Source organism: Vibrio sp. T3Y01, assembly GCF_013114525.1.
Classification (GTDB): domain Bacteria; phylum Pseudomonadota; class Gammaproteobacteria; order Enterobacterales; family Vibrionaceae; genus Vibrio; species Vibrio chagasii_B.
In genome coordinates this window covers 79,331-95,025 of record NZ_VTXJ01000010.1, presented here as the reverse complement: position 1 = coordinate 95,025, position 15,695 = coordinate 79,331, and the positions used below count along the sequence as shown (strand labels likewise).

Below are 15,695 nucleotides of genomic sequence, written 5' to 3'. Positions count from 1 at the left end.
ATGTCCCGATCTCCTTATGAAAATTTCCCAATGAGCGAATTGAGCTAAAGATCAGAATTTAGAGATCAGTAGCCAGCTTGTCGAAGATTCTCTCTTTGGGATGAGGTAAACTCTGCATTCCAAAAATAGTTCAGGGATAAACTATGAGCAGCGTTGTAGATCAGGAACAGTTAATGAATTCGAAACGAACAGCGACACCGACGAAAGTACTGTGTGTTGGGCGTAACTATGTCGATCATATTGAAGAACTTAACAACGCGATCCCAGACGCTATGGTGGTGTTCAACAAGCCCTCTACTAGCGTAACTTCTTCTCTCTCTTCTTTTCATCAAGAAGCCCTACACTATGAAGCCGAAATCTGTTTCATCGTTGAAAACGGTCAATACTCAGCGGTAGGTTTAGGGTTAGATCTGACCAAGCGCGAGTTGCAAAGTAGCTTGAAAGCAAAAGGCTTGCCTTGGGAGCGCGCTAAAGCGTTTGACGGTTCTGCCGTTCTCAGTCGCTTTGTGCCCACGACAGGTTTGGATCTCGAAGACTTGAATCTAGAGCTGTTTATTAACTGTGTTCGTGTTCAGAAAGGACACGTTGAGCAGATGCTATATTCCCCACAAACAATCCTCGAAGAGCTCTCTTCTTACACGACTTTGCTAGATGGCGATGTAGTGATGACGGGCACCCCGAAAGGCGTCGGAGAAGTGCACCAAGGTGATATTTTCCTTGGCCGCCTTAAGTATGGTGAGACGACATTGATAGAGATCGAGTGGGTCGCGAGTTAATTATTGTTATCGATTTAGTTAATAATTTGGTCTGATTTTATGATGTTGGTTTTTAATTCGATATTTTGGCTGCGGTACAACTGATTGCATCTGGAAGGGTGTTGGTAATTGATATAAAATCCGCCTCCATTTTTATCAATGCTGAACCTCATGATCGATTTAACCATTCTGCCTGTTTACTTGACTGCCGTCGTCGCTCTTCTTCTTTTACCTGGTCCTGATATGTTGCTGATTGCTAGCTCAAGCATGAGTTATGGTCGCAAGGTTGGTGTCTTTGCGAGCTTAGGTAACGCGACTTCAGGGATCATTCTTACTGTTTTAGCGGCGATGGGTGTATCTGCATTAATCGCAATGAGCCCTGTTGCTTTGAATGCTCTCCACCTATTAGGTGGTACATACTTGCTAAAAATGGGGTGGGACTGCCTGCGAACAGAGCAGGGCAACGCACCTGAACTGACTGATAATTTTGCCGCAAAGGCTTACTACCAAAGAGCGCTGATCAGTAACCTGCTTAATCCTAAAGCTCTAGTGTTTTTTGTGATGTTTTTACCTCAGTTTGTGTCGACAAATATTGAGGCTACATCGGGCGAGCAGATGTTGGTGCTAGGCTTATTACTGAATGTGTTAGGCTTAACGTTCAACTTCTTGCTTGTAGCTCTGGTAGGTACCATCGGTAAGTCACTGGTAGAAAATGCTAAGTTTCGTACCTATCAACAGAAAGTGATGGGTGGCGTATTTGTTGTGTTAGCGGTTTGGATGCTGTCTTCTTTCTTCACTTCATAAGTAACAACCAAACGCGATTATCCGCAACCAGATGTTTAAAGAAAAATGGACGCTTAGAGCGTCCATTTTTAATTTAACTGATGCATTCTTAATGCGTTAATCCGTTAAGAGTTCAGCTCTTTCTGGTGTTGTTCGATGAGCTTATCCATATATTCTTCACCTCGCTGACGAGTGTCGTCATAGGTTTCTGTCCCCTCAAATTTTGTCACGGTTTCGTAATAAACCTTAACCTTTGGCTCTGTGCCCGATGGGCGGACGATAATGCGAGAACCATCTTCGAGATGATAGATGAGTACGTCACTCGCAGGGAGGTTTATCTCCTCTGTTGCACCACCAGTAATGAAGCGTAGCGAAGAGTGAAGATCTTCAATCACAGATATCGCAATGCCATTGATTGTTTTTGGTTGTGCTGCGCGAAGCTTAGAGCCAATTGAAGGTGAATCTGGGTCCAGCGCGATACTACGCTGCGCATTGGTATGAACACCATGTTCAAAGGAAATCTGAGCCAGAAGATCCCACACTGTTCGACCTTGAGATTTTAGCTCCTCGACCAGTTGTGCGAAAACGACAATGGCTGACAAACCATCTTTATCGCGGACTTGAGTTCCAATTGTATAACCTAGCGCCTCTTCATAGGCGAATAGGAATTCGTTCTGTTCATCTTCCAAATGCATGCCAATGTTAGCTAACCATTTAAACCCGGTCAGAGTTTGGAAGTAGGTAGCGTCGTGAGAGTTAGCGACTTTCTCAAGCAGGGTAGACGATACGATACTGTTACCCACCAATTGATTTTTGGTGTGAGGTTTTGATAACAAGTAATGCGCGAATAGCACACCGACCTGATCGCCAGTCAGCATTTTGTATGAGCCGTCATCTGTTCTTACTGCAACCGCAAATCGGTCCGCATCAGGGTCATTAGCACAAGCAATATCTGCATCGACGCTTTTTGCTAGATTAACCACAAGATCCATTGCCCCTTTTTCTTCTGGGTTAGGGAAATTCACCGTTGGGAAGTGGCCATCAGGTTCTCTTTGCTCTGCAACGCTGAATACCTTATGGAAACCCGAGTCGTGCAGAAGATCTTCTGCCATCTGCGCGCCCACCCCATGCATTGCTGTATAAGCGATGGTGGTATTAGCAGACTCTATATCGTTCTTTACAAATGGGCTTTTGTTGATCGCAGCGCGGTAGGTTTGATAGTAACCCTCGGTGAGCCACACTAACTTGCCTTGCGTTTCTGCATCACTGAGGCTCATCAAAGGGATTGGCTTAGTCGCTGCGGAGTCAATTTCAGCGGCAATACCTGCATCATGAGGCGGTATAATTTGTGCGCCATTTTCCCAGTATACCTTGAAGCCGTTATATTCAGGTGGGTTGTGGCTAGCAGTCACCACAACGGCCGCTGCTGCGTTGAAATGCTCGATACCAAAAGCAACGATAGGGGTCGCAGCTACATTCGATGTTAGATAAACCTTGATGCCTAAAGCCGTCAGTACTGAAGCGGTATCAATCGCGAATTGCTTTGAATCTAATCGGCCATCATAGCCCACAACGACACCTCTCATGGTCGCGTTTGCTACATGTTCAATTAGATAGTGACCAAGCCCAGTCGCGGTTTCTTGAATGACTAAGCGGTTCATTCTGTTTGGGCCACATCCTACTTTACCTCGAAGACCCGCTGTTCCGAATTCTAATCGCTGCGTAAAGCGGTCTTCTAATTCGTCATGCACCCCCTCATCGATGAGGTGTTGTAGCTCTTCACGAGTTCTTGGATCTGGGTCTCTCGCTAACCAATTCATAGCATCTTGCATAATCACTGAACCTTTTTATGTCGGTATGACTTACTGTTGGGATTAATTTAAGTGATATTGATTATCATTTCCATGAAAGCAATCGTAAAACTCGATTAAAAATAAATTCCAACGACAAAGACAAGTGGGCTAAGCCATTCTAAATAATTGACTATTTTGTAAGTAAACTTACCTTGAACAATTGGATATCACTAACTAGCCTTTTACATAAATATAACAAAATTGAACAATTTCGCCGTTTTTGAATCTTTCGTTGAAACCTCCAGACTTTGATAGACGTATAAGTCGGTAAGTTAAGAGGTTCTAGCAGCCCGTTATAGGCTGTGCTCACGAGAGTAGTAGATTGAGATTCAGCCTTTTCATGCGAAGCCGGTACAGCAATGAGTGCTGTTGGGTTCGCAACGACATTTAGGTCGCATGTATCCAATTAGGAAGGATAAGGAGAGATCTTTTGAAAAGATTACTGGTTAGGCTAGCGTGGCTTTTGAACAGTTTTGTTGTGCTGTCGATTTCGCCGTGGGTGAATGCGAGTAGCGAATATAACATGACACAAGGTGTAACAGAGATCAGTGGTCAAGTGTATGAACTTCACATGTTGATCTTCTACATCTGCTGTGCAATCGCCTTCGTTGTGTTCGGTGTTATGTTTTATTCGATTCTGAGGCATCGAAAGTCGAAGGGCGCGGTGGCCGCTCACTTTCATGAAAGTACCAAAGTTGAAATCCTCTGGACCATCATTCCTATTATTATTCTCATCGCAATGGCGATTCCCGCTACTAAAACCTTGATAGCGATGGAAGACACCTCCCAATCTGAACTCACAGTTAAAATTACTGGCTCACAATGGAAATGGCATTACAGTTATTTTGGCGAAGATGTTGAATTCTTCAGCTTGCTGGCAACCAGTGATAAAGAAATCGAAGGCATTGAAGTGAAAGGCGCTCATTACTTGCTAGAGGTTGATAAACCACTCGTCCTTCCTGTCGATCGAAAAGTTCGCTTCTTGATGACTTCAGATGATGTGATTCACTCTTGGTGGGTTCCGGCCTTTGCCGTTAAAAAAGATACCATTCCGGGTTTCATTAACGAAGCTTGGACAAAAATTGATGAACCAGGCGTTTACCGAGGACAGTGTGCAGAGCTTTGTGGTCGTGCTCACGGCTTCATGCCGATAGTAGTGCATGCCATGGCAGAAGATGAGTTTGACGCATGGTTAGCAGAACAGAAAGAGCTAACGATTGCCGCACAACAAGCGGCTCAAGATGCGTTAGACGCGTCACTTTCTTTGGAAGAGTTGAACACCATAGGTGAAGAGGTATACAAAACTCGATGTGCCGTATGTCATCAAGCAAACGGTGAAGGTATACCCGGAGCGTTTCCTGCTATCAAAGGTAGCCCAGTTGCTCTTGGAGATGTAGATGTTCATATCGACACTATTGTTTACGGTCGAGGAGGCACGGCAATGCAAGCCTTCGACAATCAGTTGACTGAGAAAGAGATTGCAGCAGTCGTGACCTACCAACGAAATGCTTTGGGGAATGACACTGGCGATGTGGTTCAAGCTTCAGATGTTAATGCCTATAAGGTTAAACAGTCGGGTGGAGCGGAAGGCTCTGCGGATGAAGCACAAAGTGATGCTAAGGAGCAGCTATGAGTTCACCAATCGAAAAGCCGGTGAAATCGGCGCCTGCAGAAGACCAGGCTCTAAGTCATACTTTAGATGGTACCTTAGACAGCCATGACTTACCTTCGGACGATCACGATTCCCATGCCGCTCCTAAAGGATGGGCGCGTTGGCTGTATTCAACCAATCATAAAGACATAGGTACGCTATATCTGTGGTTCAGTTTCGCCATGTTCCTAACTGGCGGTGCGATGGCGATGGTGATCCGTGCGGAGCTATTCCAACCGGGTCTGCAGCTTGTTGAGCCTGATTTCTTCAACCAGATGACCACAGTCCATGGCTTGATCATGGTATTTGGCGCGGTAATGCCTGCATTCACAGGGCTCGCCAACTGGATGATCCCTATGATGATCGGCGCTCCAGATATGGCGTTACCTCGAATGAACAACCTCAGTTTCTGGATTCTACCTTTCGCCTTCCTAATCTTGATTGGATCTTTGTTTACTGAAGGGGGCGGTCCTAGCTTTGGTTGGACATTCTACGCACCGCTCTCAACGACGTATGGCCCAGATAGCACAGCTTTGTTTGTATTCTCTGTTCACATCATGGGTATTAGCTCAATCATGGGCGCGATCAACGTTATCGTGACTATCGTGAACATGAGAGCTCCGGGTATGACTTGGTTTAAATTGCCAATGTTTGTTTGGACTTGGTTAATTACCGCTTTCTTGCTGATAGCCGTAATGCCAGTTCTCGCAGGGGCCGTGACCATGGTGTTGACCGACAAATACTTTGGGACGAGCTTCTTCGATGCGGCCGGTGGCGGTGACCCCGTCATGTTCCAGCACATATTTTGGTTCTTTGGGCACCCTGAAGTTTACATCATGATTTTGCCATCCTTTGGTATTGTTTCAGCAATTATCCCTGCATTTAGTGGCAAGCGTTTGTTCGGTTATCACTCAATGGTGTACGCGACCTGTAGTATCGCAATCTTGTCCTTCTTAGTTTGGGCACACCATATGTTCACCACGGGGATGCCCGTCTTTGCAGAGCTGTTCTTCATGTATTGCACCATGTTGATTGCTGTGCCGACAGGCGTGAAAGTCTTTAACTGGGTCGCAACCATGTGGCGAGGCGCATTGACTTTCGAAACCCCAATGCTGTTCACCATTGCCTTTATCGTTCTGTTCACGATAGGTGGCTTGTCTGGATTGATGCTCGCCATTGTTCCTGCAGATTTCCAATACCACGACACCTATTTTGTAGTGGCTCACTTCCACTACGTTCTGGTGACTGGTGCCGTGTTCTCGATAATGGCCGCCGCTTATTATTGGTTACCTAAATGGACTGGTCATATGTACGACCACAAGCTCAGTCTATGGCATTTCTGGACGTCAGTAATCTCAGTGAATGTTCTTTTCTTCCCTATGCATTTCCTAGGTTTAGCGGGGATGCCACGTCGTATTCCAGACTACGCTATCCAGTTCGCTGACGTTAACCAAGTGGTGTCGATAGGGGGCTTCGCCTTTGGTTTATCGCAACTCATCTTCTTGTGGCTAGTTATCAAGTGTGTGAAAGGCGGCGAGCTAGCACCAAGCAAGCCATGGGAACGTGCTGAAGGGTTAGAGTGGACGGTACCAAGCCCTGCGCCTCATCATACTTTTACTCATCCGCCTAAAGTCGATTAGGGAGATGGGCTATGAGTGATAAGCAAAGCGAACTAGATAAAAACCAACCAAAGCGGTCAACCAAGAAGCGATCAACTAAAAAGCTAACGGGTTACTTGGTATTGAGTGTGGTAGCGATGTTTGGCTTCGGTTTTGCTTTGGTGCCACTCTACGATGTGATGTGCGAGGCTTTGGGAATCAACGGCAAAACTAATACCGTGTCTGCGGTACAGCCACGTGGGATGCAGCCAGATTATTCTCGCACAGTTCGTGTGGAGTTTATGTCGCACATCAAACCTGATATGCCCTGGCAGTTCGTTCCTGAAGATCGTGTGTTAGAGGTTCACCCCGGTGAGGTAATTCAAACGAATTACATCGCCAAAAATTTATCAGGAAACTCTCTAGTGGGGCAGGCTGTGCCTTCAGTATCTCCAGGGATGGGGGCGACTTACTTTAATAAGATGGAATGCTTCTGCTTTAACCAGCAGCCATTAGAGGGGCATAAAAGCGCTGAAATGGGTTTGATATTTTACATAGAGCCAGATATTCCAGAATCGATTCACACACTGACGCTCTCTTATACGCTATTTAACATTACGAATGAGGTGGTCGGGGAATCAAGTAGTGCCGAGCCTAATGTAATCGCGAGTAACTAGGAACCAGAATCAACAAAAGGAGTTGAGCGATGAGTTCTAAAAAGGAAGTTTATTTCGTTCCACATCAAAGCCATTGGCCATTAGTCGGTGCCGTTGCGCTATTTCTTGTTGCGGTTGGAGCAGGGTTAACCGTGCAAAACATGGGCACTGATGCCGCTGGCGGTGTGTTCGGTAAGGCTGTGTTGTTCGTCGGGTTTGCGGTGTTGCTTTACATGCTTGCGGGTTGGTTTAGCAACGTGATTACAGAATCCTTGAGCGGCCTCTATTCTGAGCAAATATCCCGCTCTTTCAGGCAAGGCATGAGTTGGTTCATCTTTTCTGAAATCATGTTCTTCGGTGCTTTCTTTGGCGCGCTGTTCTACGCTCGTATGATTTCTGTCCCATGGATTGGCGGGGCGGGCAACAATGAAATGACTCATGAAGTATTGTGGCCAATGTTCCAATCAATGTGGCCGCTGACTACGACACCGGATGGCGTAACAACACAAGCTATGCCATGGCAAGGAATTCCACTCAAAAACACCATTATCCTATTGCTTTCATCCATCACGCTGCATATGGCCCATCTAAGCCTCGAACAAAACAAGCGCATGGCATTAATCGTTTGGTTAGAGATCACCATCGTTCTGGCTGGGTTCTTCCTATTTTTCCAAGTTGAAGAGTATATCCATGCTTATCAAGATATGGGCCTTACTCTTCAATCGGGAATCTATGGCAACACCTTCTTCTTACTGACGGGTTTCCATGGTTTACATGTCTGCTTAGGGACGATCTTTTTAATCGTCTTGTTAGCTAGGGTTGCCAAAGATCATTTTACACCCAAAGACCATTTTGCATTCCAAGCCGGCAGTTGGTACTGGCACTTTGTTGATGTGGTTTGGTTAGGGTTATTCGTGTTTGTATACGTGCTTTAGCGAAGCGACAGAGCTAAAGGGCTTAATAGGGACGAGGGTTAGGAGCTATTACTCCTGACCCTAAAGCAAGCAATAACAGTAGCACAACAATGGCTGACCACATGACTCGACGCCCCAAGAAGTGACTCAGCTTTTTGCCATTGTGTTTGCTCGAGGCGATTTGGATGAGCCCTTTCATTAGGTTGAATGCGATGAAAAACAGCAGGGCAACCAACACAACTTTGAATAACAGGATAAAGGTAGGTGACGCCATAGTGATAACTCCAAACCGTTTGAATCATGATGAGCGAAAGTTCCGCAGTAAAGGTTTTTGGTTTGCGGTTGCTTTAACTTTGGTTTCAGTCGGCATTTTAATCAAGTTGGGTTTATGGCAGTTAGATAGAGGTAACGAGAAACTACGTTATGAGCAGCAGCTATCGCAAAGAGCAATGCAACCTCCTAAGCCTCTAGATACAGTGCTCACTGAATGGCGAGAGGCAAGCGTTGGAACTCAGCAGTCGGTGCCCCTTTCGACCTTAAATGGCTTGAAAGCTGACGTCGAATTAGTGAAACCGAGTGGTTTAATTCTCTTGCTGGACAATCAAATCAATCAAGGAACGGTGGGATATGTGATTTACATGCTGGGCGAGGTTCAAACTCAAGATGGAAGAAAACAGCTTTTGATCGATCTTGGATTCGTTGCAGCGAGTAATGACAGAAGGGAGCTACCACAAATAGGAAAGATCACGCTACCTATCCAGATGTCTGGGCGATTGTACACTCGTTCAGTGAATCCATTAAGTCAGGAACTTGGGCTAGAAAACACGACGCCGAAAAGGATTCAAAACATCAACATAGAAGCGTTATCACAATACACAGGACAAGAGGTGTTGCCGTTCATTTTTCAACCTCAGAGCTTGGATTCATGGCCTTATGAAATGTTATGGCGTCCGACGGCGATGAAGTCTGAGAAGCACTTTGGTTACTCATTTCAATGGTTTGTGATGGCTGCGGTATTGCTTTCGCTGATGCTTTTGATTGGTTTTAGGTACTTGAAGAAACATAGTCACATGAATAAGAAGTAAATGCTTGCAACGACATAAACACGGTTAGCGATCGGCAGCGACTAATACAGGGAATCAAAATGGATAAGTCTCAAACACAAACTAAAAAGGAAAGTACCGATGCTAATCTTGCTGCGTTTAAACAGCGCCGCTCACGTGGTCGACTTGTGCTCATCGGATTGATTTTGGTCTTCGCCTTACCTGCCATTATCGCTAAAACTGTATTAGAGCAGAATTGGTACACATCTGGTGTGACAAACAGTGGGGAGTTAGTTGAGCCAAGAGTTACTCTACAAGATTTTGGGCTGACCGCGCCGATGGAAGGAGAAGGGTGGTTGGTGGGTTACATTGCGCCAACAGACTGCGATAGCTTGTGTGAACAACAACTCCATTACTTGAACCAAAGCTATTTAGCGCTGGGGAAGAACAAAGAACGAGTGACAGCTGTAGTTTTTGTTTCTGAAGGGGATGCATTACCAGGAGCATTTAACAAACCTGATTTGTCATTTCTGTCTGGTGGGGAGCAGTTGAGCACTAAGTTCGCACCAGCTTCGATTGTTATCATTGATCCCCTTGGGCAACTCGTTATGGAATACAAAAGTGTCTCAGAACCATCGCAGTTAGTCGGGCAGTCTAAAGGCATGATTCATGATTTGAGAAAGCTTCTTAAACTGTCGCGTGTTGGGTAGCTGATAAGTGATTCGGTTTGACCGCGGTGGCTGAACTCTAGCAGCGACAAGGAATACTTATAGGGAGATAAACGATGCAGAACAAAGCCCCTGATTTGCTCATGCTCGTGATGCGAGTGACCATCTTACTGACGCTGACAGTGATTGTGCTCGGTGCCTATACCCGATTATCGGATGCTGGACTTGGTTGCCCTGATTGGCCTGGGTGTTACGGAAAGCTCACGGTACCTTCAGATGCACAAGCGGTGAACCAAGCTAATCTCCAATTCCCTGAACGCGCTCTTGAGGCAGATAAAGCATGGATAGAGATGATACATCGCTACTTTGCTGGTTCATTAGGGCTTCTTATCTTTGTTGTGGTCGTTTGGTGTATTAAGAAGAACATCACCTCTGCTGGGCTACCACTACTTATTTCGGCAACGGTGATCTTTCAAGCTTTGTTAGGGATGTGGACAGTGACTCTCAAACTGATGCCTGTTGTGGTGATGGCGCACTTGATGGGAGGGTTCACTCTGCTGTCTCTGCTCTGCCTACTGTATTGTCGCCTCTCTAATTTCCAGACTCGGTTCAGTGAAACGACATACTCGGCGACGAGCAAGTTTGCTGCGTTACTTGGCCTGATGGTTGTTATTGGACAGATCTTACTTGGCGGTTGGACGTCTTCAAATTATGCCGCGCTGGTATGTACTCAACTGCCTATCTGTGAAGGGAGTTGGACAAGCTACTTAGACTTTAAGAATGCGTTCGACTTTGCACAGCATGGGCATGATAACTATGAGTTTGGTGTGCTCGAGTATCCCGCAAGGCTCACCATACATATCATGCATAGGTTTGGCGCTATTGTGGCAACGATAACGGTGCTAATGGTCGTGTATCAGTTGTGGAAGCTTGGTCAAACAGTGCACCAAAAACTGGGTGTCATTGTGGCATTGGTATTAGCCGTGCAAGTCAGTTTAGGGATCAGTAACGTGTGGTTCCATCTACCGATTTCAGTGGCAGTGCTTCATAACTTAGTTGCGGCGATGCTGCTTGTCAGCCTGGTTGTGACAAACTTTGTTGTGTGGCAACGAAAACCAAGTGAGCGCTTGGTAAAGAACAGTGTATTACAAGGAGGTAATCATGGTCAGTAGAACTTCAACACAGCATCAAATTGTGGTTCAAGATACCGCTTCAAGTCATGAAGTTGCTGCTCAAAACAAAGCAGCTTGGAAGGTCTATTTATCACTGACCAAGCCTAAAGTGGTTGCTTTGATGTTGTTAACAGCATTAGTCGGCATGTGTTTAGCGGTGCCTAATGGATTGCCATTACAGCAAGCATTATTTGGCATGATAGGGATAGGGTTGATGGCGGGTTCAGCCGCTGCATTTAATCACTTGATCGACAAGAAGATCGATGGGCAAATGTCTCGTACTAATCGTCGTCCTTTACCATCGGGTGAGCTCAGCAGTGTACGAGTATTCGCCTTTGCGGCAGGTATCGGTTTACTTGGCTTTGTGACTTTAGCCTTGTTAGTTAACCCGCTTACGGCTTGGCTAACCTTTGCGAGTCTATTAGGTTATGCGGTTATCTATACCATGTATTTAAAACGAGCGACGCCACAGAACATTGTCATTGCAGGGATCGCAGGTGCAATGCCACCTTTATTGGGTTGGACGGCAGTGACTAACGAGTTGCACTCCAACGCATGGCTACTGGTGATGATTATCTTCATCTGGACACCTCCTCACTTTTGGGCGCTTGCGATTCATCGTCGTGACGAATATGCCAAGGTAGATATCCCGATGTTGCCTGTGACACATGGGATAACTTACACCAAGACTTCAATTCTGCTGTATACACTATTGCTGAGCATCGTGTGTGTGCTGCCAGTATTGGTTGGAATGAGCAGTTGGATATACCTGAGCGCGTCTTTGCTGCTCAACGGTGGGTTTGTTTATTCTGCCTGGGTATTGAAGTATCGCGATGAGCCGAACATGGCGATGAAGACCTTTAAGTTCTCAATCTATCATCTCATGATCTTGTTTGTTGCTTTGTTGGCAGACCACTATCTACTTTGATAACCGCATTTCTGCTGTTGCTGAATAAGAAAACGGATGCTCTGGGCATCCGTTTTTGTTTGACTAATTACACAAGCTTACGTACTTGAAAGTAATTACCTTACTAATAATTAGTCCACTTTGTTCCAAGCATCTTGCCAGTGTGAACCTACGCCAGGTTCGTACTGAGTTGCCGTTGGTGCCCATTGAACACAGTAACCAGAGTATGGGAACTCTTTACACTGATAAATACTACCGTCGCTGCTTAGTACTTTCGTGCCCGCGGTGTAAGAGTCAATGCTTTCAGGGAATACGAAGTCGTAATCGCCCGCTGGTGGCGGTGTTTGCTCGTCCATCAGGTGGAAATCAAGCGTGTTCTGATCCACTAAGTTGCCTTGGTCATCTTTCGTCACTACCACAAGCATGTGGTGACCAGCTTCAGATTTAGAAAGCGTCAGTTGAACACCTTCAACTTGCCCGTCTTGTAGCTCAGATTTTTGAGATGCAAGCGCTTCGCGATGGTGGTTGTATACCGTGAGTTCTGCTTGAACATTGCCCGTTGCCGCTAGAGTAAGATCAAGCTGTGTAGGCTGGCTCTCATCGATGATGTATTCTGATTCTAAACCAGTTACTTCAATTTCATGTTCTGGTTCTGGCGTATCGATCTTGTAGCCGATTTCGACACTGTTGAAGCCAGAGCCTGCTTTTAGATAAACAGGGTTCGAACCGTATACCGGTGCGAAATCGCCTTGATCGTTCAATTGACCCGCTTTAATTTGGGTCTGTTCTTGGTTGATCTTCGATGCCAACGCGTAAGACCAGTTATTGGCTTTGCCTTGTTCTGTATTTTCAATCACAAGCTCAGTGCTGTATGAAGCGTTCTCACCAGATTGGTCGAATACACGAGTGTAAACTGCATCGCCAACATTCAGGTCTTGTGTTGGGTTGATTTGACCACCTTGATCCCAGTCAGGAATGATAGGACCGTCACCATCAAACTTCACATCGATAACGTTGTAGAAAGCTGCAGCAGTGTCACCCACATCCCATACTGCAAGGATCACTTGATAACCTTCGCGTTCTGGCACATTACATAGGTGGCTTACTTGCATCGGCGGTTGTTCCATATTGCCTTGAACAACACAGAATGGCGTTAAGTCAAAAGAACTGCGTGCCAAAGGTTGGTTTGGATTCCAGTCTGGTTGAGTTATGTAATATTTCCAATCGCGAGTTTTGTGGTTTGCCGTGAACGTCCACTCAAAGTATTGAGAACCAGACTTGATAGGGCGTTTAACCCAGCGATCTGCTTTTTGCTCGTCGAGCGCTGCTGCTAAAGAAGATTGCGCACTGGCAATTTTTCCATCGACAGGGCCGACTTCAGGGAAACCTTCAGGGCCTTCCACACTTTGTGGTTCATATTGAATACCACCGCAGTTAGTGTTTTTTTCTTGTGTATCACTCGCAGGGAATTTACATAGAGCTACACGGCTTTCTGCTACGCCATTATTGTATGCCGAAACATAACCATGACCGAAGCTTGCACCGCTAACGCTTAGCAGCGACAGTGCGATGAGTGATTTTTTTGGGAGTTGTTTCATTATTTGTCCTTACTGTATTTGGCCGACAAAAAGAGAACACTCCGGCATGCATTTGCACTTAAATCCTATTAAGTGGCAGCTCCGCTATCATAGACAGAATATTTGTCGACAGACCGGTGGCTTTGCGTCCTATTCTTTCAAATAGTTTGCCAGAAGTGCGTTTAAGCAAGCGGAATGTAGCCAACGAGTTTTATAAATGCGAATCAATCGATTTAAATGTGGAATGCTAATCTCGAACTTTTAATTCTTAATACAAATTAACTTGCTATATGATTCGTTTGTTAACTCATAAGTAATTGAAATAAATTAAGAAAGTATTTGCTCTAATTGCTTTTGTGAATGGTTTGGGTGCTTAACTTTAGTTGTTGATAACGATTGAGCGCATATCAAAACCAAACCTTTGGTTTCCACTAACCAAACCCTGACACGTTATGTATGAAAAACCGGACAATTAATTGGTATGAATTATATAAAGGAGTCAGTATGGAATTCACTGAACAAGATAGAGAAGCGTTGTACCAAACGTGGATGTCACAAAAATCACGAATGCGAATCACTCAGATGGAGTTTTCAAAGAAGCTTGGAATGAGTCAGCTTGATTTCTCAAATATGTTGCGAGGGGAGTCGCCGCTGACTATGTCATTTGTGAGCCATTTCTGTCGTCTACTTCACTTGGAACCGAGAAACGTATTCCCGTCACTTAAAGAAGGAAATGACTCTGGTCCTAAAGTGGTCTATCTGAAAAGTAGAATGAGTGTTGATGGAGAGATCCAAAATGCTTACATCGAAGGAAATCAAGTTATCGTAGAGTATGCTCACACTGTTCAACACAACTAATTTTAGAGTTAGCTCTGAGTTATAGCCCCTTTTTCTACAAACTTTTCACATATGGTATAGCATACTTGGGTGTTTTTCTTCCAACCTAAGTGCGCTATGAATCCTCTAAAACTATTTTTGCTTGTCGCAACCAGCATCTTTTTGTTTGGTTGTGCAGGCGGCCCAATCAAGACTGCTACCAAATTCACCACTTATGAAGATTTTCAGCCTGGCCCTGACGGGGGAGTTGACCTCGTTTGGGCAAGATTAGGGCTGCGTGACGCCGACCGCTTGAAGAGTAAGTTGGATGACTATGATTCTGTCGTCATTGACCAAATCTTTGTGCTTGCCGAAGAAGGTTCGTTAGATCAAGAAGAAATTCAGGAACTTACCGACCACATGGTGAACCGATTAGAAGAGAAAATATCACCTCACAAAGTGATCGTTGGTGAGCCGACGGGCAAAACGTTACGCCTGAGTATCGCATTGAGTAACGTTGAAACGCCAAATCCTATCTTAGCCGTTACCAGTAGTGTCTTACCTTTTGGTCTTGCCATGTCGACCATCTCAAAAGTTGCGACAGGAGAGCACACCAATGTTGGTAGTGCGAGTGTCGAGCTGCTGGTGAGTGACGCTCAAGATGGCACACCACTGTTCGCAGCGATCGATCGTGAAGCCGGAAATAAGGACTTTTCAACTATGATCGATTCACTTGATGACGCCAAAGATGCAATCAACTATTGGGTTGAACGTTTAGGTGATACTCTACAGAACATCGATGACGCATAGAAAGACCGAACAATGCTAGAGAAAGAGAATCTGATTAAGTTGGCTCGAATGCAGATGCCATTTGGAAAGTATGCGGGCCGCACACTGATTGACCTACCTGAAGAATATTTGCTGTGGTTTGATAAAAAAGGCTTTCCGTCTGGTGAGCTAGGTGACCTGCTCAAGCTGTGCCTCGCGCTAAAAATAGAAGGGCTCGACAGTGTCGTCAAGCCATTGAAAAGAATGTAATTAACTTTAAAGCTCACGTTAACAACGTGGGCTTTTTTGTTTCTGCTGGTAGAGGAGATTTGTTAACAAGTGGTGGATGAAAAACCATCAACCTTGTCTACCTGAAATTGCGCAATCGATAGCGTGTAAATAAAGTTATACAGGGTGTTTTAAATATAAAACACAAAAAAAATTGCGTTCTTTTTAAAATAGTGATTGAAACTGGCGTTTTTACTAGTTAAGTTACAGGGAACAAGAAGATATGTGCTGATGGAAAGTTACGTG

16 protein-coding genes and 1 riboswitch are annotated in these 15,695 nt (G+C 45.2%); of the genes, 13 read left to right on the top strand and 3 right to left on the bottom strand.

The features are described from left to right. Positions 1 to 143 precede the first annotated feature (143 nt). Together F0232_RS12970 and F0232_RS12965 are read left to right on the top strand one after the other, a co-directional pair. The gene (locus tag F0232_RS12970) at positions 144 to 776 is read left to right on the top strand and encodes a fumarylacetoacetate hydrolase family protein (RefSeq protein WP_105057988.1); all 633 of its coding nucleotides are present in this window, start codon (positions 144 to 146) and stop codon (positions 774 to 776) included. 150 nt (positions 777 to 926) lie between these two features. After that, complete coding sequence (locus F0232_RS12965; protein ID WP_061031342.1) at positions 927 to 1,559, top strand: LysE family translocator; 633 nt, start codon at positions 927 to 929, stop codon at positions 1,557 to 1,559. A gap of 104 nt (positions 1,560 to 1,663) precedes the next feature. On the opposite strand, the gene F0232_RS12960 is transcribed toward F0232_RS12965, so the two are convergent. Beyond that, positions 1,664 to 3,370, bottom strand: coding sequence for a phospho-sugar mutase (locus F0232_RS12960; protein ID WP_105057989.1), 1,707 nt, complete (start codon positions 3,368 to 3,370; stop codon positions 1,664 to 1,666). A gap of 451 nt (positions 3,371 to 3,821) precedes the next feature. On the opposite strand from F0232_RS12960, the gene coxB reads away from it, so the two are divergent. The 4 genes from coxB to F0232_RS12940 are packed head-to-tail and all read left to right on the top strand — an operon-like array spanning position 3,822 to position 8,231. Then, complete coding sequence (gene coxB / locus F0232_RS12955; protein WP_105057990.1) at positions 3,822 to 5,024, top strand: cytochrome c oxidase subunit II; 1,203 nt, start codon at positions 3,822 to 3,824, stop codon at positions 5,022 to 5,024. Then, a complete protein-coding gene (gene ctaD, locus F0232_RS12950; protein ID WP_061031239.1) occupies positions 5,021 to 6,682 on the top strand; it encodes a cytochrome c oxidase subunit I in 1,662 nt (553 codons plus the stop codon). Before coxB ends, ctaD begins: the two co-directional genes overlap by 4 nt. An 11-nt stretch (positions 6,683 to 6,693) precedes the next feature. Next, the gene (locus F0232_RS12945; protein ID WP_061031238.1) at positions 6,694 to 7,317 is read left to right on the top strand and encodes a cytochrome c oxidase assembly protein; all 624 of its coding nucleotides are present in this window, start codon (positions 6,694 to 6,696) and stop codon (positions 7,315 to 7,317) included. 29 nt (positions 7,318 to 7,346) lie between these two features. Next, the gene (locus F0232_RS12940) at positions 7,347 to 8,231 is read left to right on the top strand and encodes a cytochrome c oxidase subunit 3 (protein ID WP_105057991.1); all 885 of its coding nucleotides are present in this window, start codon (positions 7,347 to 7,349) and stop codon (positions 8,229 to 8,231) included. 22 nt (positions 8,232 to 8,253) lie between these two features. Here F0232_RS12940 and F0232_RS12935 read toward each other — a convergent pair whose 3' ends face one another. Beyond that, positions 8,254 to 8,484 carry a DUF2909 domain-containing protein gene (locus F0232_RS12935; protein WP_102425130.1) on the bottom strand — a complete coding sequence of 77 codons (231 nt, stop codon included), beginning with the start codon at positions 8,482 to 8,484 and terminating at the stop codon, positions 8,254 to 8,256. Here F0232_RS12935 and F0232_RS12930 point away from each other — a divergent pair. The 4 genes from F0232_RS12930 (at position 8,396) to cyoE (ending at position 12,021) form a co-directional block, all read left to right on the top strand. Further along, positions 8,396 to 9,295, top strand: coding sequence for an SURF1 family protein (locus tag F0232_RS12930; protein ID WP_216608273.1), 900 nt, complete (start codon positions 8,396 to 8,398; stop codon positions 9,293 to 9,295). The two genes, F0232_RS12935 and F0232_RS12930, sit on opposite strands and share 89 nt — an antisense overlap. Positions 9,296 to 9,354: 59 nt before the next feature. Continuing rightward, entirely contained in the window at positions 9,355 to 9,963 is a 609-nt protein-coding gene (locus F0232_RS12925; RefSeq protein ID WP_061031234.1) for a hypothetical protein, read from the top strand. Positions 9,964 to 10,037: 74 nt separating this feature from the next. Further along, positions 10,038 to 11,093, top strand: a complete 1,056-nt coding sequence (locus tag F0232_RS12920; protein WP_105057993.1) for a heme A synthase — start codon at positions 10,038 to 10,040, stop codon at positions 11,091 to 11,093. Continuing rightward, positions 11,083 to 12,021 carry a heme o synthase gene (gene cyoE / locus F0232_RS12915; protein WP_102426296.1) on the top strand — a complete coding sequence of 313 codons (939 nt, stop codon included), beginning with the start codon at positions 11,083 to 11,085 and terminating at the stop codon, positions 12,019 to 12,021. The genes F0232_RS12920 and cyoE overlap by 11 nt, the downstream gene beginning before the upstream one ends. Before the next feature lie 110 nt (positions 12,022 to 12,131). Here the strand turns inward: cyoE and gbpA are convergent, their stop codons facing one another. Next, a complete protein-coding gene (gene gbpA / locus F0232_RS12910) occupies positions 12,132 to 13,598 on the bottom strand; it encodes an N-acetylglucosamine-binding protein GbpA (protein WP_102426295.1) in 1,467 nt (488 codons plus the stop codon). A gap of 71 nt (positions 13,599 to 13,669) precedes the next feature. Next, positions 13,670 to 13,759: riboswitch (cyclic di-GMP riboswitch) on the bottom strand. A gap of 322 nt (positions 13,760 to 14,081) precedes the next feature. Between gbpA and F0232_RS12905 the strand changes: the two genes are divergently transcribed. The 3 genes from F0232_RS12905 (at position 14,082) to F0232_RS12895 (ending at position 15,431) form a co-directional block, all read left to right on the top strand. Further along, complete coding sequence (locus F0232_RS12905) at positions 14,082 to 14,435, top strand: transcriptional regulator (RefSeq protein ID WP_105057994.1); 354 nt, start codon at positions 14,082 to 14,084, stop codon at positions 14,433 to 14,435. Between the two features lie 96 nt (positions 14,436 to 14,531). Then, the gene (locus F0232_RS12900) at positions 14,532 to 15,203 is read left to right on the top strand and encodes a DUF3313 domain-containing protein (protein ID WP_105057995.1); all 672 of its coding nucleotides are present in this window, start codon (positions 14,532 to 14,534) and stop codon (positions 15,201 to 15,203) included. Positions 15,204 to 15,215: 12 nt separating this feature from the next. Further along, positions 15,216 to 15,431, top strand: a complete 216-nt coding sequence (locus F0232_RS12895; protein WP_004730103.1) for a DUF3820 family protein — start codon at positions 15,216 to 15,218, stop codon at positions 15,429 to 15,431. Positions 15,432 to 15,695 lie beyond the last annotated feature (264 nt).